A 26,556-nucleotide genomic window follows, 5' to 3' on the forward strand; every position below is an offset into this window, starting at 1 on the left:
GACTACAGCTTATGTCGACGAGACTTGCCCTCTGTCTGAACTTCTTGCTCAGTCTTTAACGCTTGAGACGCTTGATCTTTTCTAGTATCAAGTATCGCTTGTGCTTCCTCCTGCACAGGCGAGCTGGGGACAACTATCTTTGAAGACTTTCTAGCAGGTGAAAGAGGAGGCAAGGCAAAGACCTTAGACTGATGAGCAGTCATAGCTTGAAGCCTGTCCGCTATCTTCTGCCAAGAGTAAGTACCCTCTAGCATCACAACAGTCTCCTCGTGATCAATGTCATCAAAGTACGTTATACCCTTTAATGGACGAAGAGGGCTAGAGGTCGGAAACTTCTGAACGTAAAATCCTAGCATCTCTTGAAAAGAGTACCGAGTAGAGAGGTAGGCGATGTCTATAAAGTCTTTGAGCCTAGAACCATTATCTGCTATGGCTGACAGCTTCATAGCTATAATATCAGGCTGACTATACAAGCGTATTCCCTCTTCCTCTAGAGGATTTTGCAAGAGAGGGTAAGGGTGGGTGATACAGTCTATCTTTACTCCATCAATGCGACCTTTGAGCGTGTTTTGTTCACTATAGTCGCCTTGAAATCCAAACTTTGTAACAAGGAAATGCTCTAAGCGGGCTGTATTGAAGGGATAAGGAGTAAAGAGGTCTAAGTCAATACTCTTGCGATGCCCCAAATAAAGAGCTAGAGCGGTGCCTCCAGCTAAATGAAAGTTAGAAAATTCGGACTGAGACTGTAACTGCTTTAAGAGTTCCAGCGTTCGCTTCTCAACTGTTGTCGTCTGTAACATAATAACTCTTCTTTATTTAGCTTGAAAAAGGAACAGACAAAGGCAATATCCTTTTGAGAGAGGTGACGAACAGCCTTAATAATCTCTCGAAAATTCTCAATGCCTCCATAGCGGTTTATAGCTCCACGATAGTCTTCTAGGCGACCTCGCTCGATAATACGCTCTACAACTATGCACTTTGATTTATCCCAATCAAAGCTGGTCAAGTCATACTCCCAAAGCAGGCTGGGAGAGATAGCTTGACTATCACCGTAGGGTATGTATTGCTCAATAGGATAAAGCATTGCTTAGAGATTTACTACTACATAGCAAATATACTAAATTCTCATCAGACCAAAACGAATTTGCGCCACTGGATAGCTTGAAATTCTCTCCGTGGCTATTTACTACTACAAAATCTATTTCGAAGCTAAAGCATACTCTCTATAGAGTTGCAACTCGCCTCTATGATAAACGCTATATATGTGACGACTGGGGTATAAGAGCAGACACTCGCCCTCTCTAAAACCGTCTTGATAGCTTACTCGCTGGCGCAAGGTGCCGTCAGGGTTCCATACCTCGTGAACTCCATTGGGGTAGCCGTCTTTATAAGGCAAGCGCTCCCTGAGCGTGCCGTCAGAATAACGGCTCTCACAAACACCCGTATAGGGTTGTCCATTGTTACTATATTTTATTGTCTCCATTAACTCAATCTGATTATAGTTTATGTGATTGGTTTTTACGCTCTACCTGCTCCTCCTGAGCATTCTTGAGCGTATTGTCATTGCGCTCTCTTTGTGCGTCAAGTGTTGCTTCCGCCTGCTCTTGCACGGGAGAGCTGGGGACAACGATTCGCGTTGCTTGTTTTGTCAAAGCAACCATCTCTGCTTGCGCTTGCTTGACAGACTGTAGTGGGTCTGAAAGTGTAGTTGATAGACGCTTGTTTCGTGCCGTTTCGTACACTTTGACTAGCTCTGTATAATCGCCCGTAAGAGCGAATTGATGGCAAGTCTGCATAGCGTCAAGGAGCTTGACGTTTGGCTCGTAGGACAATTCGACTCCTTTTAGTAACTTTGCAAGTGAGATAGAGCTACTAAGTAGCGCCACGTGATCCTCTGACATCGTTATGGTTCGTGGCTTTGGGCTTAGTAGCTCTATTTCTGTTATGTCATACCCATGGTATTTGCCTATCATATTTTCAAGACGTAAGACTTGAATTGTGGTTTTTACTCGATACAAAGTAGAGTTTATAGACAAACACCCATAAAGCCTTTGAACTTTCTCTATTGCAGGATCACTTGGAGATGTAGCTATTCGATTATTATCTTCTACCTTTTTTCGATCACGATGTTCCTCTAAAAGTAACGACGATTTTATTAGAGGAACAACATAAGGAATGGCTTTGATATAAGCCTTTTGAAGTCCTATTTCGTAGTTGCTAATTGAATGGAATAGCTTGTCTCTAGACTTGTTGCTAATCCGAACTTCTCCAACACCTTCGGGAGTTTCAGATTCGGGAAGTATTCGTGGCAATTCCGCAATCATATCCCTTGCATCAAAGTAATTGATATCAAGATTGGGATTGCTTTGTACGACCATAACTTCAGTATTAGGGTCTAAGCTAGAGACTTTCAATTTCTCGTCGTAATCGGACGGAAAGGGCAATAGGATATTCTCCTCCATAATGTAGCTTGATTAGACTTTGTGACCTTTAGTCTGCTCCCTAGACAGCTTCTGCTTAGGAGCTTCTTTATCGTTTGGGACTAACCGAACCTCTCTCTTTTGAGCTTGCTTGGTCAAATCGGTCGGGTCGTACTTACTGTATCGAACTCTCTGAGTAGACGCATCGTAAGAGACATAGCTGTTAAAGCTCTTCTTCGTTCGAGAGTTTTTCAAGCCCTCTAGATAGAGCGTCTCGCCCTTAGCTAACTTGTCTTGCGCCTCCTTGGTCAACACTTGACCATTAAGTATCGTCGGAACACCATCGGCTTGCCTCGTACCTAAGACTTGCTTCACTTCGTTTGTCGGGAATGTGAACGACAGAGCTCGCTTACAAGCGTCAACCTGTATAGTGGCTGTGTACTCTTTGCCCTTCGCACTTACACCTGAGAAGGATAAAGGCTCGCCAGCACGTAGTGTGGCTCGCTGGTCGGGAGAGAGGTCTACACCACTAATCGTTTGAGGTATATAAACTCTAGCGGTCGGAACGTACACAAGCGTATTGGTATCTTCATCGACAGAGACGTAAGCAGAAAACTCTCGCCCATCAGCTCCTTTAAGTTGTGCTACTCTTCCCAAGTGACCTGTCTCTAACAAACTCTCCTTATCCTGCTCGGTAAAGGAACAACACATATAGGGAGCTTCTAGATTCAACTCCTTGCGTACGCAACGAACAGAGAGACTCTCGCTACCATCGGGTTGAGTACGGAGGGTTAGTCGCCCCTCCGTTCTAATATCAATGTCGCCAGTCTTGATGCGAACAGGTAAGAGGTCGGTAGGCTTAAAGGATAGGAGGTTTTCCAGCTGTCCTCGCTCCTCCAGTATTTGTTTAGACAACCCTAAGCTTGCCAGCTTAGCCTCTAGCCCATCTGTAACCTTAGGAGCTTCTAGATAGTCTTGCGGACGCACCCTACTATCCTTTATATACTCCCCGTGATTTTTTGGATCGTGGAGAGCTTGACGGAGATTATCTATGCCAGCAGATATGCCCTTAATGCCCTGAGATAGCACAGGCACAAGCCACAAACGGTAGTCGCCTGACCTAGCAAAGCGCACAAAGTTGCGTAAAAATGGCTCCAATAGCGGTATGTCGTAGTCTTTATCAATAGTAGGCTTAGGCTTGCCTGATTTGCCCGTCTTCGCAGACTGACCAAACTGCTCTTTCTCAAACTTAGGCACAGTCTGTGCTGTATCGTCCGTTAAGTCCGATACAGACACTCCATCAATGCTTCCACCGTCCGCAATAGAGCGAACAACTTGCATCTCGCCCACGTCATCGCCAAAAGACACCTGTGAGCGGTCTTCGGCAACTAGGATATAGTTGTCAGCATCGTAAGATAACTGCTCCGTTGCGGCTCGCTCGTCAAGCGTTGACGGATTGTCGGGAGAGTCTATAAGCTCTCTATTATCAGTTTCTATAGCAGACATAGATAGTATGTTTATAGTTTATGAGATTGGGATTTGCGCTCTACCTGCTCCTCCTGAGCATTCTTGAGCGTCTTGTCATTGCGCTCGCCTCGCCCATCAAGTATTGCTTGTGCTTGCTCCTGTACAGGCGAGCTGGGGACAACGATTTTTGTCTTTTGCGCTTCAGAGGTTGTATCAAGCTGGTTGTCTTGATTCTCCTCTAAAAACGAGAGTGTCTCCTCTAGATGGTCAGCAATGAGTTCATTGCTGTTGCCTTGCAAAAAAGCCTCTACCTGCTCTTTTGTCAAGTCCTCAGACCAAGACGCTAAGGTGTTCTGTATGTTTTCCTCTAGACCGTCTACAACGATACTAGCGCACCGCTCTGTAACAAGCCAAACTGCACTGTTGTAACGAGGGTGGTCTAGTGTAATGGATTCCCCGAGATCATCTTCGAGGTCATATATAAAGTCCTCAATATCGTCTATGTGCTTTGTGTAAAACTCCTTTGTATCGCTGTAATAGACAAAGTCAGACAATATCCCTGACACGCATCCGTGAATGCTGATCTCTTCAACCCCATCCACAGGGTTGTCATACTTAGCCATATGGTCTAGTAGGACGGTCTGCATATCAGTGGAGAATGAGCGGTCGGCTAGACCCGTCTCCTCAAAAGTGCGGGACAAAGCCTCTTTCATAACGGCTTCGTTGAAGTAGTCGGCTGGAGTAAAGCCATAGTGATAGTCTACAGCATCGGTTAGGCTCTGTAGCTCGTTCTTACACCACTTCATATCGTCTAGCAGGTCTTGCAAGTCTCGAGGTTCACCTCTGTTTGCTCCATACCATACCATCGTTTGCTCGTTAACATCATAAGATGCCAACTGAGCATTAAGGTCGTCGAGAGTCTCTCTGTAGTCTAGAGGCTTCATAAGCTCAATCGTGAAGTCCTGTCTACGAGGAGAAAACTTTTGAAGAGTTATATTCCCGTCTTCATCTTGCGTGAAGTTGAAGCCTTCTTTCGTAGCAATGTACTCTAGTTGTTCTTGCCAGTTGTCTGTTGTGGGTATTGTAAAATCCATTGTTCTATTATTGTTTAAGGGTTAATTGATTGTTTTACTTGTTCTTCCGACTGTTGCTTGGAAACTCAAAACTCGTTTTCCCCGTGTCGTGGTCAAGGACGAGATAGGCACTAAAGGTCTTACCTGCTTTGCTCGTAAGTCCTTTGAGGAGGCTGGTCTTACCGTTCGAGAGTAGCTGCTTGCAATGTTCTTCCGTAAGTGGCACTCCCGCAACAGTGCGCCATACACTAAACTGGCAACCATCATTTTGACAGCGCATACTCTTACTATATATACGGACGCTCTCTTGATGACACAAAGGACAGATATAGTTAGTACCTAGCGACACAGACGTGGATAGCAATTCGTCTGTAATCTGCTTTGTGTAATCCTCTATCTGAGCGTTGAAGGTCGTTGGAGGCAGGTTCCCAGCCTCTATCTCTGCTAGAGACTTCTCCCACTGACCCGTCAATTCGGCATTACCTATGAGACGTGACTTGACTAAGTTATAGACGGCTAGTCCACGTTCTGTAGGTATGAGCTGATTCTTTTGCCTGAGTACATAATTCTGGCGCAAGAGTTTCTCGATGATACTGGCTCGGGTGGCTGGTGTACCCAAGCCAACATCTTGCATTGCTTCTCTAGCCTCCTTATCCTCAATCTCCTTCCCTGCTCGCTCCATAGCACCGAGTAAAGTCGCCTCAGTATAGATAGGCTTAGGCTTTGTCTCACCCTCTTTAAGAGTTGCTTGTACCAAAGACAGCTCATCACCTTCCAAAATCGACGGGAGCGATGTTAGAGAGACCTCGTCACCATCAGGGTCGTCAGTTGTTTCGTCTTTGACAACTCGCCAACCCTTTTTCGTGATACAAGAGAGGGTGGTCACTAGTTCCTCATCGCCTCCTAACAAGGTCAAGGACAACAGTTCTTTGTTAGACGCAGGTGAAACAGCCTCTAGCATTCGCATTGCTATCATCTTGTATATGATAGCTTCGCCCTCAGTTAGGTCTGCTGTCTCGCCTGTGGTTATGATAGCGTGGTGGTCGGTTATCTTACTGTCATCGACGGAGCGTGTATTTAAGCCCGCCACGATAAGACCCTGAGCATAGATTTGATACTCTTGGTAAGGTAGCTGGCGGAGCAGATAGGACATAGTATCATAGACATCTTTAGGTATGTAGCGACTACCTGTACGAGGGTAGGTCGTAACCTTCTTCTCATACAAGCTTTGCGCTATGTTAAGCGTCTGTTCGGCGGTAAAGCCTTGCTTATTAGCCTCCTTCTGCAAAGTTGTGAGGTCATACAGTAGAGGTGGCTGGGTAGAAGTACTTTTGCGCTCTGCCTTTGTCACGGTCAGCGACGTTAGACTACTAACAGCGTAGAGCTTTGAATCAGCTAACCCCTTGTTGGTGATTGGCTCTGGACTGGAGACGGTGAAAGTTGCATCGCTACTTTTGACTTGTGCATTAATCTTCCAAAAAGGAGACTTGACAAAGTTCTTGTTAGACAAGTAGCGGTCACATATCATACAGAGCGTAGGGGTCTGCACTCGCCCTAGAGACAGCCCCCCACCGCCATTGCTGGCTATGGTGAGCGCACGACTAGCGTTCATTCCTACGAGCCAGTCAGCCTCGCTACGAGCCTTGCCTGCTAAGTAGAGCTTGTCGTACAATTGTCCCTCCTTAAGCTTGGTAAACGCATCTCGGATAGCTTGGTCGGTCATAGACGAGAGCCACAAGCGGTCAAAAGGCTTACTACAACCTAGATAGTAGTAGATATAGCGAAAGATAAGCTCTCCCTCTCGCCCTGCATCAGTAGCTACGATGATACGCTCAGAGCTGTCAAAGCACTGCTTGATTACATCTAGCTGCTTACGGGCAAAGCTGTCCTCTTCATAACCCTTACCATCTTTCTTTTTGACTTGTCGTACGACAAGCTTAAATGGCTTCGGGAGCATAGGTAGCTCCTCTCGTGCATAGATTGTGAAGCCGTACGTCTGAGGATCTGCGAGGGCAACTAAATGCCCATAAGCCCAAGTAATCTTGTACTGGTCGTTGTAGAGGTAGCCCTCGCTCCTATGCGTGACGTTAAGCACTTTGGCTATATCATTCGCAACCGACGGCTTCTCTGTGATTATACAGACTGGATTATTCATTGTGATTATAGTTTGTGTTTATATTCTTGATGCTGGGAGGGGCGAGCTTCTGCTTGTTGCCCCACCTTTGGTGCGTTATAGCCCCGTGCGTCGAGTATCGCCTGTGCATGCTTCTGCACTGGAGAGCTGGGAACGATGACCTTTGAAGTCTGCTTCTTGTTAGCCTCTAGTTGCTCTAGCTCTTCAGGCTTACCTGACTTGACTGAGAGGTCGTTCTCAAAGAGAATCCAATGATACATCTCCCCACTCTCAGGGTCGTATTGTAGGTGTAGACCATCTTTTTTATTGTCTTTGTAGAGGGTTTGAGAAAGAAGATTTCCACCACCGTCCCAAAGCTCACACAAGCCATCTAGCTTGTCGTCTTTGTAGTTCCAACGAGTTTGTGGACGACCATTCGGGTACCAAGTCTCAGATAGACCATCTCGCTTGCCAGCCCTGTATTCTCTTCGTGACTTGAGTTGTCCGTTGTCATACCACTCCTCACTAACTCCTTCTCGCTTACCAGCCTTATAGGTGGCACGCTCCTCTAGTGCGCCATTATCGTAGTAAGATTGACCGACACCGTCAAGCTTTCCAGCTTTGAAGGTGCATCGACCAGCCAACTGTCCATTACGATGCCAGCTATACCCCATACCTTCGGCTAAGCCGTCTTTATAAAACTTGCGACGGGAAATCTGACCATTGTCGTAGTGACACAGTTCGTGCAACTTACCTGTGGGGTACCAACCAAGATAAACTCCATCTAGCTTACCTTGCTTAAAGTTAGCTCGCAACCATTGCTGTCCATCCTCATACCACGACTCGTATAAGCCGTCCTTTTCACCTCGCTTAAAGTGTAAGCGATCAAACAATTGACCGTTGGTATAGTGACCCTCCTGAACTCCTGTCAGCTGGAGGTTATAAATCTCATCTCTTGAGAGCTTGGAATCAATAAAGTTTTCTAGATTATCCATAGAGTTGTCTTGTTGTTTTATAGTTCGCATTATAATATCCTGCAAGGCTGTAGCAGTACCGCCTTGAGAAAAGTAGTCAGAGACATCTTTTTCGCTCTTACTACCTGACAAGGGGAGGTCAATACGAAAGAGATTGGGAACAGCAGGATTGTTCTCTATTATCCATTGAGACTGGCGTATGCCTGTATCGTCCATATCATAGAGTACACCGACCGCATCAAAGCGGTCGGAAAGACCCTGTAAAAGAGTTTGAGGCAAATGAGCCGTCTCACTATTGAGACAGAAGGCTGAAAAGCCGTGAGAGGCAAGACTTAGAACGTCTTTTTCCCCGCCTGTAAGAAGAACATACTCTCCTTTAGAGGGTAGTTGTGTATATCCAAAGATGTGGTCTCTAGATCGTACACCCGCATTTAAGAAGCGTACCTTACTGTTGGGACGATAAATCTTGACGCTATCACCGAGCTGATAGCAATACATCGGCTCTGTAGATTTATAGTGGAGCTGGTAAGGCTGACCCTTACGATTGTATGAAGAGAAGCTCGCTAGTGAGCTAACACCGTACTGTTCTAGCGTTTCTTGACTTATGCCATACTTACCCCAAAACTCTAGGTCGGTCTCAGTGAAAGGCTGGGTCTGAACACTATACTTGCCAGTCATTGATGGTTGACTGAAGGGCAGGTCAGAAGAAGGTACTGAGACTTGGGGACGAATGGGAGCTTTAGCTAAGCTCTCCTGAGTAGTAATATCTAAGGGTAGATTTAAGTCCTGAACTATTTGAGCTAAGATTTTCGGAAATTGAGAGCTTAGTTTGTAACCAAAGAGCTCACCAACAAACCAAAAAGCGTCGCCACCACTTCCTCCATTACCAAAGTCCTTATACCGCCAAACACCGCTGTGATCTTGGTAAATGGTACAAGAGGCTTTCTTATCATCATAAAACGGACTTCGAAAATTCTTGCCTCCAGTAACATTTGGCAGGTAAGCTCGGAATATATCCAAGCCTCCACCTGTCAGTTGCAAGATTTCATCTCTGTCTCCATATTTCATAATGTCGTGGGGAAGTGGTGACGACCACTTATTAACTACCAAATTGTTCTTGCCTCAAAGATAAGGGGCTAAGCGCACCTTAAAAAGGGACGAGTAAATTGCGGTAAGTTGCGGTAAATCTTAGTAAGTCTAAGAATGAATCTTATCAGCATCTAGTGTGGTTCGGATCCATTCTTGATAGATATGCAGGCGCAAGTCTACGGCATCTAACATCTTGTAGACCAGCTTGAGAAATTGCATATCTTCATCGCTCCAATCGTCGGAGTTGAGCATATTCTTTGTTAGCTCGGTAATCCTAGGCAGTTGGCAGTGTCGAAACTCTGAAACATTAGTTTCGGTCTCTACGAGACAGTCGAAAATCTCATCGTGTAGCATAACATTACTCTCCTAGCAGGGAATCGTACGTATCCATCAGTTCCTTCTCTTCAGCAGAGCGACTTAAATTGAGGTCGTAGCTCCTTGCCTGCTCTGATAAGGTTCTCAGATGATCTTGAGACAAGCCAGCTATATTGATCTCTTCTAGCTTTGCGATCATTTCTTTTAGTGTCATACTGTTTTTGACTTGATTGATGTTAGTGTGTACACGTGCCTAGGATATAGTTGGATCCCAAGTCTCATAGAGCAAGCAACAGCGCTTTAGCTCCGCAGACCCAATATGGAATCTGTTCTTGACGATGAGACAAGCATTGAAGTGAGAGTTGTTTAGCCGATTGATTTCGTAAGCGTGCGCTATCTGATAAGCTCGCTCTGCATCGTATAGGGCATCTTGCTCTTTGGCAAGAGCTTTTAGCTCCTGCTCTGACAACTCCTCAGGATCTGTCTCAGCCTTAGTTGGAGACGAGGCTGGTTGTTGAGAGCGTTGCTCCAAAAAGGCCATTACATCTGACTGCTTGAAAAGTAGTCGTCCTGTAGCCCTATTTGCAAACAACACACCTCTACTAACCCAGTTGTAAACCGTCTGACGAGCAACCTTGCAGAGCTTAGCCACATCGGAGACATCGTAGTAGACCTCCTCCTCTTGAGTGGGGCGAGAGTTGTCAAGAGAGACAAGAAGGTTGTCAAGCTTGGCAGAAATGTTGTTAAGCTTATCCATAAGACTATTCAAGGTCTGGTTGGGAGATTCTGAATTGCTCATTGTCGTGTGGTGGGGGAGGTGGAACTTCTGTAGGAGTTGTTTTCAAAAACAACTATTTCGAGCATCTCATTAAATCGATCTGCTATACGAGCTTGATATTTACGACCTAGCTCAGACGGTGTCAAATTGGTACTGACTATGGTTGGGAGCATATTTTCGTAGCGGTATTCTAGTAACTCAACAACAGGGGTCGTTATATTGCCGTACTCAACACGCTCTGTAGGCTCTTTTCCCAAATCGTCTAAAAACAGCAAGGGCAAACTCTTCAGCTTACGAAAGGCTCGAAAATCCTTCGATATTTGAGCTATCTCTCGAGCGTCATACATCGGGGCGGAGACCGTACGATACGGAACGTCCCATAGTCCATTGTTGTTGGTGAAAAAGATTAGCTCTCGGATAGCGTGGAGCATAGTCGTCTTGCCGTTACCAACGGCGCCACACAGCAACAAGCCAAACTTACATCTTGGATTTGTTAGGTAGTAAGCGATGTGGGTAATGATTTCTCGGAGAGTGCTGTCCATAGCGAACTCTCTCAAACGTCTCTCCACAAGCACCTGATAGCTAGCCTCTAGAAGACTTTCAGCTTGAGCTGTCGTGAAAGGAAGGTTAAAACGAGGTGTAGTAGTCGCTTGCGCTCGTAGCAGTCGGAGAGCATCCTCGACGTGGATCGTATGATTTTGAGGTAGTCGCATTGGTAGTGTTACTGGCGGTGAAGAGTTCTTTGTAGTTGTTTTCTAGAACCTTTGTGAAGTTTGAGGACTGGATAAACCAATCGAAAGTAGCGTGCCAGCCTCTAGCGTTCCGACCATTGAGCATCTCGCTTGACACGAGATTGTCAACAGCCTCCATCAGGGCATCTTCGCCATACTCTCGAAGACGAGCGTTTAGCTCAGTTAGACGCTTTCCTTGTAGTGAGCGCAACGAAGGTATGCGCGATTGTTTTTTTGCGAGTTGGGCATTGAAATAAGCCACAAACGAGCAAGCTTCTTGCCCCATTAAATCTTTATGGGGTGATACGTCCGTCAGGCTTAATTGCCCTTTATCGCAACCCCAAAATTTTGCTTCACGCGCACGTGGCTGGTGCTGGGTCATCTGAGCGAAGCGAAGATGACGAGGAGATTGGGGGATTATAGGGGGATTAGTGATAGGGGTTATAGGGGAAAGAGAAAAGGGGGACGAAAGGGGGAAAGAGGCAAAACCTTTTGCTTTTTCCACCTGAGTGGTGCAAGAAGAGCTAACAGGATCACTGTCTTTTTGCTCTACATCAGTCGCTTGCATATTCTCTGAAAGCAAATAAACCTTTTGCTTTTCATCCGCTTTTGGAGCCGAAGAAACCAAATAAACCTTTTGGTTATTTTGCTTCTGACCACCTCCTAGATTTGAGTTGTCATTCGCATCTTTATTAGGTGTTGTCGAGGTCGCTTTTGCGCTCTGTTCGCTTTTGCGAGGGCGACCGCCTAGCTTACCGCAAGCTTTGCGGATAGCGGAGATTTCGGTCTGACGCTGTACGTCTGCATCAATCTGCTCTCGCACAACTAAGAAGATGCCCTGAATCATAGCGGGGTAGTCATCTAGATTAGGATCCAAACCCTTTAAGGCATAACCCATAATTAGCGAGTAAGCTACTCCTTGACTGGGGACGGGTAACTGTGCAATAGCCTCATACCACGATGATCGGAACTGAAAAGACTTATCTTTCATAGTTGATAAGCCTTAGAGATTTATCAGTTGGCGATAGGCACGGAGACGTTCCAAAATGTCAGTACGCTCCTGCTCTGTTATCAGAGGGGAAAGTTCACGCATCTCGATGGCAGAGAGGACAGCATTGTAGCTATACTGGGGAGCAGAGTTAACTGGCACTAGCTTTCCTCGCTGGACCGCTAGCTCAATCGAGGTGCGAGGTATCTGTAGCAACACCTCCAGTTCTGTGTGGGACAAATAGACCTCATTACGATTGGTCTCATCTCTACGAGCAAGCAGAGCTTGCAGGAGTAGGAGCTGGACTTGTGGATCAACTGGAGACTGGTTCATACTGTATAGGGTTAATTGGTTACACATTCTTCTTGTAGGCGATTATCCAAGCAGCGCATTTCTTCACTCACCTTCATAGGGAGGACACGAGCGTAAATACGGGTCGTTGAGAGGCAACTGTGACCTAGTACACTTCCAACAGTGTCAAGGCTTACACCCTTAGTCAGGGCAAGCGTCGCAAACGTGTGGCGAGCTAAGTGGTAAGTGAGTACTCGCTTCACACCACTTAGTCGTTGTATTTCTTTGAGTTGTTGATTGACGTACGGATTTGTACATAGGGGGAATATCCTACACTCTGTAGAGGTCGCCTGAGCGAGATACGGAGTTAGGATATGCACGGCGACAGACATTAAAGGGATAGTGCTAAGAACACCCGTCTTCTTACGACGGATAACAACCCAGCTCTGACCGTGCATAGATATGATATTGTCTCTCTCTAGACGAGATATATCTGCATAAGATAGACCTGTATAGCAAGAAAAAAGGAAAGCATCTCGTACTAGTAGTAGCTTAGGGTTCGTTAGTTCAACCAAGCGCAAACGCTCTAAGTCTGCATCGTCTAAGAAACCCCTATCTGTAGGTTGGGTACGCAAAACGACCTTTGGAAAAGGTACGCGCATTAGCAAATCACCTTCGACAGCTCGCTCCATTGCTTTTTTCAAAAAGCGCAGAACTTTGATGGCGGTGTTGTGAGTGTAGCTTTTTTCTCCTTTTAAGTATAACTCGTAAGTGGAAAGCTCATCCTTCTGCACAGCAGAGAGGGGTAAGTCGTCCTTACCATATTGATGGCGCAAGTACCCTTGTAATAGGGTCATCTGATAGTTGTGCCATCTAAGTGTGGCACTTGTTATGTTCCCAACACGATATTGCTCTGCACTTTCATCGAGAAGCGTTCTGTACACACCAACTAGAGTATAGTCGGTCGGACGGCTGGGAGACAGAGCTTCTCGCAGGTGGGAGAGTGAAAGCGTTCCCTTCGCACTCAATTGCTCTGCTAGCAATTGTATGCGACACTCTACATCTTGTAGTGCTTGGTTGATTTCTTCGCTTTTGGGAGCCGATGCCACAACCTTGTTATTAACCAAATAGCAAGGTTGTACAGAATAGCCAACCTGACCTAAGCTGGAACGCTCACCTTGTACGTACAGGCGTATCATAATAGGGCTATCGCCTTGATAGCTCTTGTTATGCCTCGTGTAGTAGCGGACTTTTACGTCCAAGTCTAATCTCTTCATCACGAACATTGGTAGTTAGTAGTTTGGTGATGAAGAGAAAGTGTTCAAAAAACCTTACATCTCAATCCTTGAAAATCTAATTGTAGCCAATCTGTAGCCAAACAAACATTACGTTCGTGAAACGATAATACAAAACACTAATGCTCAGAAGACTACATAAACCCCTGTAAAGACTAACTATCACCATCTCTCTAGAAAACAGATTATCAAATCGTCTCCGCTAAAAGAAGATAATCAAATAGCTATCAGCAACATATCCGCAAAATCACACTCTCTAAAAACGGTATCTTTCAGTCTTCGGAGGAATCAAAAAATAAGTCCGAAGAATTTCCCATTTCCTAGGTACTTATTGGGCCAATTTCTAGGTAGGAATTTTGGAAATTCCTAGGTAGGAAATAAAACGAGCTTATTTTTATCATGCGTCACCCCTGGGATAGCAGAGGAGGCGCAGGCTTAGTAGTGTGAAGTTTACTACCTTTGCAGGCAATTCCTTTTGAGTTCATGTTGATTTTATAGATGAAGTCTCTCGTACAATGCTTTTGGGTGCTCTTTTTCTTTGCCGTGGGGGAACTGATCGGCATGATGATCGGGCACTTTCTACCAGGGAGTGTGATCGGACTGATCCTCCTCTTTCTAGCTCTAGAGACGAAGCTGATCAAGCCTGACAAGGTGGACAGCGTCGCCAAGTTTCTTACGCTCAATATGGGTCTCTTCTTCGTGCCGGCTGGCGTAGGATTGATCACCCAAGTGGAGCTTATCCAGCAGTATTGGGCTGCCATCGTTATTTCTATGGTCGTCAGCACGGCACTGGTCCTGGTGGTCGTGGGACGAATGCAGCACCGCTTCGAGCGGCACCATAAGGAGCAAATACCTAACGACAACGCATGATGAACCTCGTCACACTACTCCTGAGCAAGCCCATCTACTGCTTGCCACTCACTATAGGGATCTACTTCCTCAGCTTACTTCTATACCGCAAGGTGCGGATCGGGCTCTTTCACCCGCTCATCGTTACCATAGGACTCATCATCTTGATGCTCTACCTCTCGGGGACCTCGTACGAGGAGTATAAGCAGGGGAGCCAATTGATCGACTTCCTCCTAGGGCCTTCGGTCGTGTCACTGGGCTACATCCTCTACGAACAGTCTAAGTACCTCCGTGGTCGCGTCGTCTCTATCCTGGTTTCGCTCTTTGTAGGCTCGCTGATCGGCATCCTCAGTGCTGTCGGGCTAGCCTATGCGCTAGGTGCTGGTGCCCCCATAGCGCACTCGATGGAGTCTCGCTCGGTCACGACCCCTATCGCCATCGCACTCTCAGAGCAGTCGGGCGGTATTCCAGCCCTGACCGCCGTCGTGGTCGTCATCTCTGGCATCATCGGTGGCGTCATAGGACCTCCACTCTTCAAGTGGTTGCGCATAGAGAGCAGCATAGCCAAGGGACTGGCACTAGGGGCAGCAGCGCACGGTGTGGGCACCTCGGTAGCCATCCAGATGGGAGCCCTAGAGGGCGCTATCGGGGGCTTGGCGATTGGCATCATGGGCGTCTTCACCTCCATACTGATACCGATCGTCCACTACGTCGCTCAGCTTTTTGTATGAGGTCGTATGTGGTTGAAAAAGGGTACCTTTACCGCACCAAAAACACTATCTCTATGATTAGATTTACTCGAAACATACTCTTAGCAACGCTTTGCTTGCTCTGCAGTATCACCTTGGCACAGGCGCAGATCTCCTTCGGCGGAGTGCCTGCGATCACAGCCCAATCACATCGTGTGGTCGAGATCATTCCTCCGTTCAACGCTCAGGACTTGCGCTCGGCAGAGCAATGGCATCAAGTAGACAACGGCTCACCGCTCATCGTGGGGCGCATGCTGCCGCTCTCGGGAGACTTCTACCAGCAGGCAACCCATGAGGTAGTCCAGGGGCGGAGTGTCTATCACCTAGAGCTCACAGCGCCTGACGCACAGGGCTTGTCGCTTTCGTTTGACAAGCTAGCCCTGCGACCAGGCGATCGCCTCTACCTCTTTGACCCCGCTAGAAAGCAAGTGCTAGGAGCCTTCACCAGTGAGAGCAATCCCGATGGCGGAGTCTTCGGCACCAACCCCATTGCAGGCAATTCGCTGGTCATACAGTACGAGCCTGCGGGAGCTTTGGCGGACATTCAGCTAAAGCAGCTCGGCTACTTCTTCGAGTCAGTTGCCGCTCCTTATAATATTCTTGGCGAGGGAGCCTCAGGCGTCTGCAATGTCAACGTCAACTGCTCCGAGGGCGCTGATATGCAGGATGTCAAGAATGGTATCGTGCAGATACTTGCTGTCATCGAGGGTAACATTGGCTCTTGTAGTGGCACGCTGGTCAATAACACCAACCAGGATTGGCGTCCGCTCATCATGACCGCTCAGCACTGTACTTTTGGCAAGAAGCCGCTCACGGGCGAGCTTATGAATACGACTGAAGAGGACTTTCGTCAGTGGGTTTTCAACTTCCACTACGAGCGCCCTGGGTGTGCCAACAATCAGTGGGTAGGCGAGCAGGCTTACTCCATCAGTGGCGCTAAGCGCCTGGCTCAAGTACCGATGGATCACGGTAGCGATGGGCTACTCGTGGAGACGCTAACGCCGATACCCGACTACTACGGCGTTTACTACAATGGCTGGGACCGCTCCGGTACGCTAGAGTCTAAGGCTAAGGGACTACACCACCCGAGTGGCGATGTGATGAAGGTATCTACGATCAAAGAGCCTCTCAAAAGTGGCACTTGGATGACGAAAGACAATGTTGGCGCGAAAGATGCACACTTTGCGGTACGCTATGCCAAGACGGAGAACGGTCACTGCGTGACTGAAGGTGGTAGCTCAGGCTCAGGACTCTTTAATAGTAAGGGCCTCTTCATCGGCACGCTCTCAGGAGGAGCTGCTGAGTGTGATAAGGGGATCAATGCCCTAAACATGTACGGCAAGCTGAGTGAGCACTGGGCTCGATCCAAGCAAGATGACTCTCTGCATCTACAACCGCTCGCACAGATACTAGACCCTAAGGGTCATGGCACAGCGATGACTCTGTCTGGTGCCTACAAGCCTGGTGCCACGCTGATCGCTCCTGTGGCGCAGCTACAGGGTGTCTACCAGAATGGTCAGGTCGCTTTATCATGGCAACCGATGACCGCCTTGTCCGCAGGCATCACAGCTGAGGTGCAGATCTTGCGCAACGGCAAGGAGCTAACGAGCCTGCCCGTTAACACGGGACACTATACAGATAGTCAGGTAGGCAACGAGAGCGGTATCGTAACCTACACACTACGCTATAGCTATTCCATCGGGCAGGAAGATACAAGGCACTACACAGCTCCTCGTCATATCTCTTTCTTCACATCAGACCTAGCGGGTGTCTCGCAGTTTGAAGAGAAGAAGGAGGGAAGCCAGGTAACCCTCACTTGGCGTAAACCTGTCAATCGTCAGCTCATCTCTCAGCTCACCCTCTCTAGCGAAAGCGAAGCTAAGGGGGTTGCTCCTCTAAAGTACCCAGACTTAAATCCTGAGTACAACGAGGTCTACCTGGGCGTCCGCTACGATGGTCATGACTTCGCTTCCCTAGGACAGACTCGCCTAGCTGCGATGCATTTTATACCAGCACGCATACCTCGTGCGCACACCTACACACTCTTCGTGCGCAATGGTCAGAATATACATGTCATCACCAGTCAGGCAGATCTGGATTGCTACAGAGTGCTTGAAGACGATGCCACCACGACGATAAACTATCCTGTCGGAGATAAGTTTACGCAAAAGAAGTGGCTCTGGGTAAAGGGCTTTACGCCAAAAGTGATACGCCCCGAGGAGATGCTCGTCGTAGGCTATAGGCTTCAAACAAGAGCGGCCTTTGATAGGGATGTGGCGATGATCGACCCAACGCCCGCTACGGAGTGGAGCGACCGTCACAACGTCCTCTCCTTCGATACGCACTACTGGATGCCCGCAGACATTCAGGGGGCCCTACCTATCAACGGTGGCGCCCTTGCCATCGAGTTTATGATAGATGATGCAGCGCCGGGCGCACCTGTTGATGTGACGGGATCAATAGCTCGTGGCTTCCACCCAGCGCAGTGGCCCGTGGTCAAGGAGTATATCATCTATGCTGATGGTGCCGAGATAGGACGCACGCAAGGGCTCAGCTACACAGTCACCAATGCAACGGGCAAGAAGTACAGCGTCAAGCCACTCTACGAGAATGGTCTCATATCAGCCACCAGTCCAGTGCTGGCAACGAGCGACGCCGTACGTGTCTACCCGACGATCTGCACAGATCATCTGACGATTCAGACGAATGGCGTGACGGGTAGCTACCAGCTCTACACGCTCGACGGCACGCGTCTCTCTGAGGGCGTACTGGCAGACCGCACCATCGACACCTCCTCGTGGGCTGTCGGCAGTTACCTCCTACAGGTGACGCTTGCGGACGGCACGACGACGCTCCACCGCATCGTCAAGCGATAGACCCACACAGAGCCATCAACTAGAGATAGGGCACTCCTCGTCAGGGGGGTGCCCTTTTTCTTGTATGATGGGTATGTCATACTAGACGATACTGCTCGTTGTGACGCATTAGTCTTGAACGGTCAGTCGCTACTCCTTGCTTGTTTGTATCTTTTCAAGTAACTTAGGGGTATCAAACGGGACTATATTATGAGACTTCGCACCACACTATGTATATTGTTTGCCACTTTACTATCTGTCACTATGACCATGGCACAGCAACCAGCCAAATCTAGCCAAGCTCTCTACAAGGAGCTACAGGAATTACAGAAGAAGCGGCTGCCGACACAGACGCTCTCCTGCGCTGAGCGACTCGCCACTCAGGCTCTCCGTGAGGGCAATCTCTACTACACCATCGAGGCACTGGAGGCGCACAAGACGGCTCTTCGCAGATTAGACTACAACCGTCTGCTGGAGCAGTTTCCCCTACTCCACACCACGTGGCAAGGACGGAATAAGTTGTCAGAGCGGGATCAGCGCTTCCTCGCTCTATACATAGCACGGGAATATATCGTCAAGAGCTCTGATTGGAGCTTTAGGTCAGAGGGACTAAGCCTCACGGATCAGGAGCAGGACAGCGTCACGCCTCGCTACTGGAGTGAAGCGGACTATATGAAAGCTATAGATCCGCTGCTGGAGATAGCTTTCGCTCCAAGTGCTGAGCTCTACAAGGTGATACCACGACAAGAGGCGAAGCAGCTACCCGAGGCGCTTTACGCTGATCGCCTTCCCGAAGAGGGTAACTATACGTTCATAAGCCACCTGCTGAAGGCTCTACCTATCTCTCTGTTGCATCAGCTAGAGCAGCAAGTCGGACGCACACAAACTTGGTCGGCTCGGATCGGTGCGCTCCTGACGGAAGATCAACTCCAGCAAGCGGACGAGGGGGCTAGGCTCTATGCCCTTTACCAAGCGGTGACGCTCGAGGAGACAACCCGTGGCACAGCTCTCAGTACCGTAGCGGAGCAATTAGAAGGCTTACTCAAGCAGAGCCAGCAGATGCACCTTGAGACGATGGAGATATACAAGCGACTCTTCCAATACTACTATGCCAACGGCTCTGACCCTCTGCGTGCCTACCACTTCATCACGCCTTACCTAGAGTGGCTCGACAAGCAGGGCAAGTACCCTGAATTCTGTAAGGAGATCCGCCGACAACTATTTACGCCACAGGAAAGCATCTATCTAACTGGCTTTATCTTAGCCGAACATCAAGGAATGGTAAAGATGAAGCTGGCCAATGTAGAGCGACTGGAGCTCAAGCTCTTTGCGCTTACGCCACAAGATGCCATCAAGGCTGAAGGAAACACGATTCCCGAGCAAGCCAAGCTCGTCTGGAGTCACACATATCAGGGGAAGCAAGGTCTGGATGCGATGGTGCACCAGAGCGACTCGATAGAGCTTCCCTCCTTGCCCACGGGGCACTATCGCCTGCAAGTAGTCTCTCATCGCACAGCTGAAGCGCAACAACTAGAGGACGTGGAGCAGACAGACACAATGACTTACGACTGCACTGTAAGCGACCTATGGACGCTGGATCTAGGTAACGGAACAACTCAACTGCTGAATGCCCTCACGGGGCAAGCTCAGACGGCGCCCATACAGCTATGGAGCTATGGAGACAAGCGCTCAGGATGGCACTCGAACTATAAGCCTACACTGGACAAGATTGGCAAGCGAACACCAGACAAGCTCGGCATCTTTGCAACACCTAGGCAGGCTCAGCGACAGCGTGCTGAAGCTTTTCGGGTGGAGAGTGCAGACCATCGGTTGCTCTTACCCTTATGTAACGATTGGTATGGCTACCGTGGCGAGCGTGGCACTTTTCAGCTATCCAAGACGGTAAGCACGGCGCTCCTACAGACAGATAGAAGTATCTATGAGCTGGGTGATGAGATTCAGCTTTACGCTGTCGCTTACCGAAGGGGCTACGACCCGAAGCAAGCGATGGTGCTGCCCAAGCTTGACCTGACTATCGAGTTATACACGCCACAGGACGATATGATCGACTCGATCACAGTCCAGACTGATCAGTGGGGTCGTCTCCATGCGACCCTCCAGCTACCCAAAGAGGCGATGACGGGCGGCTACACCATTGAGGTCTCTTGTGATAGCGATCTAGATGATTTCGACGAATATGAGACAACCATTCATGTAGCGGAGTATAAGCGTCCGAGCTTTAAGGGTGCCTTGACCCTGCCCGAGGTGGCTATGAAGCTGGGAGACACGATTACCGTCCGTGGCTCTGCGATGACTTACAGTGGCTATCCGCTCGCAGAGGCATCTGTAGCCTACAGCGTGACGGGAAGCTATAGGAACTGGTTGTTTGATGAGGTTGTTCCCGATCAGCTACTCACCTCTGGCACGCTTCAGGTCAATGAGCAGGATGGGAGCTTTGAGTTCCCGATTACCCTCTCAGACTTACGCACCGAGGCTATGCGTCAGTACCAGCAAATTTGGGCAGTTCACACCTACCGCATAGAGGTGACCATCACAGCGCCCAGTGGCGAGACGCAACGGCTAGAGCGATCTATTTGGATCGGCTCGAAACCTGTATCTATAGAGTACAAGGGGGCAAAGACCTTCTTCAAGGATAGGCCAGAGGAGACTCAGACTTTTACCATCCGTGTGACCAACGAGGACGATGCTTCCATAGCCACGACGATAGAGCTACGACTCACTTCGCTCGCTGATACGACAAGCTCTTGGTCGGTAGAGGTGCCCGCCAACGAGAAGCTACACCTGCCCGCTGAGTGGCTTCGCCTACCTTCGGGCTCCTACCGCTTGACTTACATTTACCACGATAAGACGGGTGAGACGCTAGAGAAAGAGCAAGAGATAGTCCTCTTTGATGAGCATGACAAGCGTCTACCGATACAAAGTACGCTGTGGGCGGCTTCGCCCTCGGAGGAATACCCACGAGGTGGCGCACCTACGATATACTATGCCAGCAACGAGAACCAGCAGGCGATCTACTATGTCATCAATACTATAGGTCAGCCCGCTATCTACGGACAGCTCCCCGCGCTCCCCGCTCAGCAGGTAGGACGCTGGCAGCCGACGCTCCCCAAGAGTGTTGACCCGGAGGGGCAGATCTGCATAGAGCTGTACTGCGTACGCGACGGACGCTACACCTCTCAGAGCTTAGAGTATCGCTATACGGCCGACCAGCCGACCCTGCAGCTCTCGTGGATCGAGATGCCCGACAAGCTCCTCGCTGGCGAAACCCACACGTGGCAAGCTCGCCTCACCTACAGCGATGGCACGCCTGCTCGCCGCATCCCCGTCATGGCGTGGATGTATGACGCTGCCTTGGAGAGCCTGCGCTCGCACAGCATCAATCGCTTGGCTCAATACATACCGCTCTACCTTCAGAATGTCAGCCCGAACCCTTGCTTCAGATTCGGTCTAGAGGACTACTCGTCAATGGGTTATGGTGCGGTTTATGGTGCTAGAGCAGGCATTTTAGTGAGGGGTGTTTCTAAGAGCGTCGTCCTAGTGGAGGATGACCTAGAGCTTGCCTATGACGAAGCCGGAGCAAAAAGAGAGAGCAGCAACAGACTAGACGAGGTGGTGGTCACTGGCTTCGCCGCGCCTATTTTGCGGAAGGACTTCTCTCAGACCGCCTTCTTCCTAGCGGATCTCTACACCGACGACGAGGGCGTTGTCACCTTTACGGGCAAGATGCCCGAAGCGCTCTCCAGCTATCGCCTTGCGCTCTTTGGCTACGACAGCCGACTGACGGACTGCGCCGCTACGGCCGACATCAAGAGCTACCGCCAGCTGATGGTCGAGACGCTGCAGCCACGCTTCCTCATGCAGGGAGACCAAGCTTACCTGACAGGGTCGATACGTAACCTCACCGAGGAGCCGCTCCGTGGCAACCTTCGACTAGTCCTCTACGATGCTCTGGCGGCGGACAGCACGGCGACTCCGCTTGCCGACGGCATGCTGGAGCTCGCTCTCACCGTTCCCGCCAGTGGCGTGACGCCCTACGCCATCGCCCTACCCGCTCTGCCAGACCTCTCGGCACTGCGGGTGCAGGCCTACTTCGTCAGCGGCTCACTCAGCGATGGCGAGGAGTACGTCATCCCCGTACAGCCAGCGACGGTACGCACCGTCGAGAGTATCCCCTTCGCTTGGGACAAGCAGGCGAGCTACTCCTACCCGCTCAGCGCGTTGCTCGGGCAGGCAAGCGATCCGTCAGCTTCGCTACACTTACAGCTCTGGAGCAATCCACGCTACTTCGCCTTGCAACAACTGCCGATCCTCTTTAACAATGAGGAGCGAGACGCGATCAATACGGTGATGCGCATCTACACTTTGACCCGCACGCAGCAACTGCTACGCCAGCCGGAGATAGCTCAGTGGGTTCAGGCACAAGCTCAGGCGAAAGCAACCGAGGGCGCCAACAAGTTGACCAGCAACCGTGAGACCACACTCCTACCGCTAGACGAGACTCCTTGGCGTGCTACCGAGCGGTGGCTAGACGGTGCGCAGGAACAGCTCTGGACACTCTTCAAGGCGCCCAATAAGCGCACCGCTACCAAGGACATAGCGCAGTTGCGCAACCTACAGACTGGTTCGGGAGACTGGTCATGGTACCCCGACATGCCGAGCTCCTCTTACCTCACGCCGCTCATCCTCGACTACCTTGCAGCGGTCAGTGAGCTAGAGCCAAACGAAGATATAACCTCCATGCTCTCCCGTGGTTGGCAGGCTTACGACCGCACCACGACCAAGCTGATGCAAGAGATGAAGAAGGAGCTAGCCAAGAGCAAGCGGAAACCTACCCTCCCCGCATGGGGTGCCGAGTGGCTCTACCTCTCCTACCGCTGGCGTGACGCTAAGGCTCTGCAAAAAGACCCGACCACGAAGGCACTCATCGACTACCTCACGCCACTCCTCGTCAAGGAGGCGCAGCAGCTCCCCCTCTACGCCCTACCGCAAGCAGCCTACACGCTCTACAAGCTGGGCAACCTGTCGCAAGCACGACAGCTCGCCGAGATACTGCACGACCACCTATCCTACGAAGCGGCGCAGGGAGCTTTCTTTGCCAACACCCTCGTTGGTGGTTACTTCTGGCGAGACCGCTCTATGTCGCTACAGCGAGAGACCATTGAGCTTTTCGAACTGTTCGGTATCTATCCCGACACGGTACAGCAAATGCGTCGCTGGGCGATGGAGTACCTACGCACCAATCTGCGCGCCTCCAACCTCACGCAGCTAGAGCTCCTGCTCACACTCCTAGAGGACGGCGCTGGGGAAACGGCTAAGCACGACCAGGTGACCATCTCCATTCCACTTGCCGATGGTACGACCGAGCGCATCGAGACCAACTCCTACTGCGGACTACAGTACAAGCCTAGCCAGCTAGACCGCACGGGTAGCATCGTCATCACGCACAGCGACCCGCAAGCGATCCTCTGGGGTGGCATCCTAAGCGTTGGCGAGAAGCCGCTCAGCGAGGTGTCCGAGCGACAAGGCGAACTGATGATCGAAAGCGAGACTTACGTTCGTGAGGAGATAAACGGTCAACTGCAAGAGCGTCCCATCCAGTCTGGCGAAAAGCTCACCGTCGGGACTATCCTCATCACGAAGCTCCGCATCACCACCCGTCGTGACTTAGACTTCGTCACCATACGAGACATGCGTCCCGCATGCTGTGAACCGCTAGAGCAGCTCAGTCACTACGAGTGGCAGGGCGGTCTAGGCTACTATGTCGAGGCACGCCACTATGCGCAGATATACCATATCAATAGTCTACTCCGTGGCTCCTACGAGATCAGCTACGAGCAGAGCGTGGTACGTCCAGGCACCTACCAGCGTGGTGTCACGCAGGCTCAGTGCGCTTACGCCACCGAGTACTCCGCACAGACCGCTATGCCAACCCCTTACACCGTAATAGCAAATGATTGACCCCATACAGATCATCGAGCGTTACTACCCTACCGACACGCTCGGCTACCGCATCCTGCTGACCCACAGCCAGCAGGTTGCCGAGCTGGCACTTGAAGTTGTCCGTCAGCACCCCGAGCTAGCGTGCGACGAGCGATTTGTCTACGAGGGAGCCATGCTCCACGACATCGGCATCTACCTCACCGACGCCCCCACGATCGGTTGCTACGGCACCGAGCCCTACCTACGGCACGGCTACCTTGGTGGCGAGCTACTTCGCGAGCTAGGTCTGGAGCGTCATGCGCAGGTTGCCGAGCGGCACACCGGCACAGGACTAGATAGCGAGACCATCCGCACTCGGGGACTAGATCTTCCGACCGACCGCCTCTATATGCCCCAGAGCATCGAGGAGCGGGTCATCTGCTATGCCGATAAGTTTTACTCCAAGACCCAGCTAGAGCATCAGAAACCCCTAGAGAAGGTACGCACCTCGCTCGCCAAGTATGGTGCTGACTCTTTAGCTCGCTTCGACGAGATGCACAAGCAGTTTCAGGTGCCCAGTACATTAGTCTAAAGCACCTATCCATTATTCACCTCTCAAGACTCCCAAAACAATGTTGATACACTCCGCTACCTTCGTACAGAGCAGTCCTTCAGTCAAGTCCTGTCCCCAGAGCACCCTCCCCGAGTACGCCTTCATCGGGCGCTCCAACGTGGGCAAGTCCTCGCTCATCAACATGCTCACAGGGCACAAAGGGCTAGCGATGACCTCGCAAAAGCCGGGTAAGACACAACTCATCAACCACTTTCTGATCAATCAGTCGTGGCATCTCGTGGATTTGCCTGGCTACGGCTACGCACGTCGGAGCCTCGAGCAGCGGGAGCAGTTTCGCAAGCTGATCACCGAGTATGTCTCGAAGCGCGAGGCTTTGGTCAATCTATTCGTCCTCGTGGATATCCGCCATGAGCCACAGCGCATCGACCTAGAGTTTATCAACGAGATGGGCGAAAAAGGCATCCCCTTCAGTATCGTCTTCACCAAAGCGGACAAGATCGGCAAGCAGGTACAGCGAGAGGCTGTAGAGGCTTACCGATCTCGTCTACTAGAAGATTGGGAGGAGCTACCGCCCCTCTTCGTAACCAGTGCATCGACTGGCATGGGGCGTGACGAAGTCCTAGATTATATCGATCAGCTCAACCGTATGATAGGTGAGCTAGAGAGCTAAAACTCTAGCTCCAGTCCGAGCATCAGGTGCTCTGGCGTGAAAGAAAAGCCGAAGCCATTCGAAGGCACGTCAGGCTCCTCCCCGTGGAAGCTCTTGCGATAGCCCAAGAATCCCAGACGCATACAGAGACACAAGCCCTCAGCAAGGTCTAGACAAGCGCCTGGACGCAAGCCCACCTCAAAGCCGTGGTGACCATCTCCGCCGCCATGGATCTCATAGTTGTACCCTACATTGCCGTCTAGATAGAGGTTGAAGGGGCCTTTATGCAGGTAGTAGTAGCGCACGAAGGGAGAGAGCGAGAACTCGTGCTGTAGCACCTTCTTACTATCCGTCTCTTGCGACTTCAGTCCATAGCCTGCGATAAGCCCCACAGCCCACGTGTCATTCAGGAAGTGACCTAGCTCAGGATTAAACTCTAGCGACGTCGTCTTGGCATCACTATTAACCCAAAAGCTAGCGACACCGCCCACGAACCACGATGCGTGGTCTTCGTGCTCGTCCGTTGTGGTCTGTGCCTGTAGTGAGCCGCAGCTCCAGAGGAGGGCTAGTAGCCCTGCGAAAAGTGTGAATAGTCTCTTCATGTTTAGTCCTATATGTGATTACAGGCGACAAAGGTCGGAATCTTTTAGGAGAAAAGCAATACCAATATAAGGGTAATGCCAGTGGAGGTTGGGACTTATTCATAGGTGAGACTGTTGCATAAAGGCGAATCGCTGTGTTGCTTTCGGGATTCGGCTTCGGTCACATACGGAGGTATGCTCCCTTCAGACCTCACCCTCAGCGCCTTGCGCTTCATTCTTTCTGCAAAGTCAGGACAATCTTGTAAGCAAGATTGTGAGACTGTTGACTTTTGCAACAGTCTCATAGGTAGCAAAGCGTCAGTTCTCTCCACGCACGCTTTTTTGAAGCCTCAAGATAACAGTTAACCCTCATCGGAGAGCGGGCTGACTTAGTCGATGGCAGGGCTGATGCATTGTAAAAAATGAGCTCGTTTCAATTCCTACCTAGGAATTGCCCAAATTCCTCCGTAGATATTTTTGATTTGCTACCTAGGGAATAAAAAATTCTTCGGACTTATTTTTTGATTCCTCCGAAGTTTCATTTGATTCCTCCGAAGAATTTTTTATTTCCTAGGTAGGAATTGGGGGAATTCCTAGGTAGCTATTTGGCAAATTCCTAGGTAGGAATTCAATTCTTCGGGAGAAAGATGTAATCAGAGAGGATCCGTAGCCACTCTATAGTGATGCTCGAACTGCGTATCTCTAGTTATCGTCATGCGCAGCTTCTAGACGGCAGGTTATCAGGCATCAGCCCTGGCTAACTTAGTCGGGGAGCCTATTTGTATCGCTTATTTTGCTAACTTTGTCGCCAGAGCAGTAACAGCA

The 26,556-nt window shown here is 50.0% G+C and carries 20 protein-coding genes; 6 read left to right on the top strand and 14 right to left on the bottom strand.

The window, feature by feature from the left end:
• Positions 1-2: 2 nt before the first annotated feature.
• The 13 genes from L215_RS0106895 to L215_RS0106955 form a co-directional block, all read right to left on the bottom strand.
• Positions 3-800, bottom strand: coding sequence for a nucleotidyl transferase AbiEii/AbiGii toxin family protein (locus tag L215_RS0106895; RefSeq protein WP_025882732.1), 798 nt, complete (start codon positions 798-800; stop codon positions 3-5).
• Positions 755-1,084, bottom strand: coding sequence for a DUF6922 domain-containing protein (locus L215_RS10220; protein WP_081780298.1), 330 nt, complete (start codon positions 1,082-1,084; stop codon positions 755-757). The genes L215_RS0106895 and L215_RS10220 overlap by 46 nt, the downstream gene beginning before the upstream one ends.
• Positions 1,085-1,496: 412 nt before the next feature.
• Entirely contained in the window at positions 1,497-2,462 is a 966-nt protein-coding gene (locus tag L215_RS0106900) for a hypothetical protein (RefSeq protein WP_025882734.1), read from the bottom strand.
• Between the two features lie 12 nt (positions 2,463-2,474).
• A complete protein-coding gene (locus tag L215_RS0106905) occupies positions 2,475-3,926 on the bottom strand; it encodes a DUF3945 domain-containing protein (protein WP_027451537.1) in 1,452 nt (483 codons plus the stop codon).
• Between the two features lie 11 nt (positions 3,927-3,937).
• Positions 3,938-4,981: a DUF7222 domain-containing protein gene (locus L215_RS09635; RefSeq protein ID WP_025882737.1), complete on the bottom strand. Its 1,044-nt coding sequence runs from the start codon at positions 4,979-4,981 to the stop codon at positions 3,938-3,940.
• A gap of 34 nt (positions 4,982-5,015) precedes the next feature.
• Positions 5,016-7,115: a type IA DNA topoisomerase gene (locus tag L215_RS0106915; RefSeq protein WP_044111880.1), complete on the bottom strand. Its 2,100-nt coding sequence runs from the start codon at positions 7,113-7,115 to the stop codon at positions 5,016-5,018.
• Between the two features lie 5 nt (positions 7,116-7,120).
• Positions 7,121-9,115 (bottom strand): hypothetical protein, encoded by a 1,995-nt coding sequence (locus tag L215_RS09640; protein ID WP_052343479.1) that lies wholly within the window; start codon positions 9,113-9,115, stop codon positions 7,121-7,123.
• 379 nt (positions 9,116-9,494) lie between these two features.
• Positions 9,495-9,665 (bottom strand): hypothetical protein, encoded by a 171-nt coding sequence (locus L215_RS10115; protein WP_154657863.1) that lies wholly within the window; start codon positions 9,663-9,665, stop codon positions 9,495-9,497.
• Positions 9,666-9,704: 39 nt separating this feature from the next.
• Positions 9,705-10,208, bottom strand: a complete 504-nt coding sequence (locus L215_RS09645) for a helix-turn-helix domain-containing protein (RefSeq protein ID WP_051541049.1) — start codon at positions 10,206-10,208, stop codon at positions 9,705-9,707.
• 38 nt (positions 10,209-10,246) lie between these two features.
• Positions 10,247-10,771 carry a P-loop NTPase family protein gene (locus L215_RS0106940; protein ID WP_044111882.1) on the bottom strand — a complete coding sequence of 175 codons (525 nt, stop codon included), beginning with the start codon at positions 10,769-10,771 and terminating at the stop codon, positions 10,247-10,249.
• 85 nt (positions 10,772-10,856) lie between these two features.
• Positions 10,857-11,951, bottom strand: coding sequence for a DUF6291 domain-containing protein (locus L215_RS0106945; protein WP_044111884.1), 1,095 nt, complete (start codon positions 11,949-11,951; stop codon positions 10,857-10,859).
• 12 nt (positions 11,952-11,963) lie between these two features.
• Positions 11,964-12,281, bottom strand: a complete 318-nt coding sequence (locus L215_RS0106950; RefSeq protein ID WP_025882743.1) for a hypothetical protein — start codon at positions 12,279-12,281, stop codon at positions 11,964-11,966.
• Positions 12,282-12,292: 11 nt separating this feature from the next.
• Positions 12,293-13,438: a site-specific integrase gene (locus tag L215_RS0106955; RefSeq protein WP_025882745.1), complete on the bottom strand. Its 1,146-nt coding sequence runs from the start codon at positions 13,436-13,438 to the stop codon at positions 12,293-12,295.
• 594 nt (positions 13,439-14,032) lie between these two features.
• On the opposite strand from L215_RS0106955, the gene L215_RS0106960 reads away from it, so the two are divergent.
• The 6 genes from L215_RS0106960 to yihA all read left to right on the top strand — a co-directional run bounded on the left by L215_RS0106960 (position 14,033) and on the right by yihA (position 25,171).
• Positions 14,033-14,404 (top strand): CidA/LrgA family protein, encoded by a 372-nt coding sequence (locus L215_RS0106960; protein WP_025882746.1) that lies wholly within the window; start codon positions 14,033-14,035, stop codon positions 14,402-14,404.
• Positions 14,401-15,114 (top strand): LrgB family protein, encoded by a 714-nt coding sequence (locus L215_RS0106965; protein ID WP_044111886.1) that lies wholly within the window; start codon positions 14,401-14,403, stop codon positions 15,112-15,114. The genes L215_RS0106960 and L215_RS0106965 overlap by 4 nt, the downstream gene beginning before the upstream one ends.
• 53 nt (positions 15,115-15,167) lie before the next feature.
• Positions 15,168-18,008 carry a T9SS type A sorting domain-containing protein gene (locus tag L215_RS0106970; RefSeq protein WP_027451543.1) on the top strand — a complete coding sequence of 947 codons (2,841 nt, stop codon included), beginning with the start codon at positions 15,168-15,170 and terminating at the stop codon, positions 18,006-18,008.
• Positions 18,009-18,257: 249 nt separating this feature from the next.
• Complete coding sequence (locus L215_RS0106975; RefSeq protein WP_244869678.1) at positions 18,258-23,966, top strand: alpha-2-macroglobulin family protein; 5,709 nt, start codon at positions 18,258-18,260, stop codon at positions 23,964-23,966.
• Entirely contained in the window at positions 23,959-24,519 is a 561-nt protein-coding gene (locus tag L215_RS09445; protein ID WP_036871651.1) for an HD domain-containing protein, read from the top strand. The genes L215_RS0106975 and L215_RS09445 overlap by 8 nt, the downstream gene beginning before the upstream one ends.
• Before the next feature lie 40 nt (positions 24,520-24,559).
• Positions 24,560-25,171 (top strand): ribosome biogenesis GTP-binding protein YihA/YsxC, encoded by a 612-nt coding sequence (yihA, locus tag L215_RS0106990; protein ID WP_025882748.1) that lies wholly within the window; start codon positions 24,560-24,562, stop codon positions 25,169-25,171.
• Here the strand turns inward: yihA and L215_RS0106995 are convergent.
• Complete coding sequence (locus L215_RS0106995; protein WP_025882749.1) at positions 25,168-25,752, bottom strand: outer membrane beta-barrel protein; 585 nt, start codon at positions 25,750-25,752, stop codon at positions 25,168-25,170. The genes yihA and L215_RS0106995 overlap by 4 nt on opposite strands.
• Positions 25,753-26,556 lie beyond the last annotated feature (804 nt).

Origin of the sequence: Porphyromonas uenonis DSM 23387 = JCM 13868, assembly GCF_000482365.1 — a bacterium.
Taxonomy (GTDB): domain Bacteria; phylum Bacteroidota; class Bacteroidia; order Bacteroidales; family Porphyromonadaceae; genus Porphyromonas; species Porphyromonas uenonis.

Bases quoted from the DNA above. Each gene is read 5' to 3' on its own strand.
- L215_RS0106895 (WP_025882732.1), bottom strand. From the start codon at position 800: ATGTTACAGACGACAACAGTTGAGAAGCGAACGCTGGAACTCTTAAAG.
- L215_RS10220 (WP_081780298.1), bottom strand. From the start codon at position 1,084: ATGCTTTATCCTATTGAGCAATACATACCCTACGGTGATAGTCAAGCT.
- L215_RS0106900 (WP_025882734.1), bottom strand. From the start codon at position 2,462: ATGGAGGAGAATATCCTATTGCCCTTTCCGTCCGATTACGACGAGAAA.
- L215_RS0106905 (WP_027451537.1), bottom strand. From the start codon at position 3,926: ATGTCTGCTATAGAAACTGATAATAGAGAGCTTATAGACTCTCCCGAC.
- L215_RS09635 (WP_025882737.1), bottom strand. From the start codon at position 4,981: ATGGATTTTACAATACCCACAACAGACAACTGGCAAGAACAACTAGAG.
- L215_RS0106915 (WP_044111880.1), bottom strand. From the start codon at position 7,115: ATGAATAATCCAGTCTGTATAATCACAGAGAAGCCGTCGGTTGCGAAT.
- L215_RS09640 (WP_052343479.1), bottom strand. From the start codon at position 9,115: ATGAAATATGGAGACAGAGATGAAATCTTGCAACTGACAGGTGGAGGC.
- L215_RS10115 (WP_154657863.1), bottom strand. From the start codon at position 9,665: ATGACACTAAAAGAAATGATCGCAAAGCTAGAAGAGATCAATATAGCT.
- L215_RS09645 (WP_051541049.1), bottom strand. From the start codon at position 10,208: ATGGATAAGCTTAACAACATTTCTGCCAAGCTTGACAACCTTCTTGTC.
- L215_RS0106940 (WP_044111882.1), bottom strand. From the start codon at position 10,771: ATGGACAGCACTCTCCGAGAAATCATTACCCACATCGCTTACTACCTA.
- L215_RS0106945 (WP_044111884.1), bottom strand. From the start codon at position 11,951: ATGAAAGATAAGTCTTTTCAGTTCCGATCATCGTGGTATGAGGCTATT.
- L215_RS0106950 (WP_025882743.1), bottom strand. From the start codon at position 12,281: ATGAACCAGTCTCCAGTTGATCCACAAGTCCAGCTCCTACTCCTGCAA.
- L215_RS0106955 (WP_025882745.1), bottom strand. From the start codon at position 13,438: ATGATACGCCTGTACGTACAAGGTGAGCGTTCCAGCTTAGGTCAGGTT.
- L215_RS0106960 (WP_025882746.1), top strand. From the start codon at position 14,033: ATGAAGTCTCTCGTACAATGCTTTTGGGTGCTCTTTTTCTTTGCCGTG.
- L215_RS0106965 (WP_044111886.1), top strand. From the start codon at position 14,401: ATGATGAACCTCGTCACACTACTCCTGAGCAAGCCCATCTACTGCTTG.
- L215_RS0106970 (WP_027451543.1), top strand. From the start codon at position 15,168: ATGATTAGATTTACTCGAAACATACTCTTAGCAACGCTTTGCTTGCTC.
- L215_RS0106975 (WP_244869678.1), top strand. From the start codon at position 18,258: ATGGCACAGCAACCAGCCAAATCTAGCCAAGCTCTCTACAAGGAGCTA.
- L215_RS09445 (WP_036871651.1), top strand. From the start codon at position 23,959: ATGATTGACCCCATACAGATCATCGAGCGTTACTACCCTACCGACACG.
- yihA (WP_025882748.1), top strand. From the start codon at position 24,560: ATGTTGATACACTCCGCTACCTTCGTACAGAGCAGTCCTTCAGTCAAG.
- L215_RS0106995 (WP_025882749.1), bottom strand. From the start codon at position 25,752: ATGAAGAGACTATTCACACTTTTCGCAGGGCTACTAGCCCTCCTCTGG.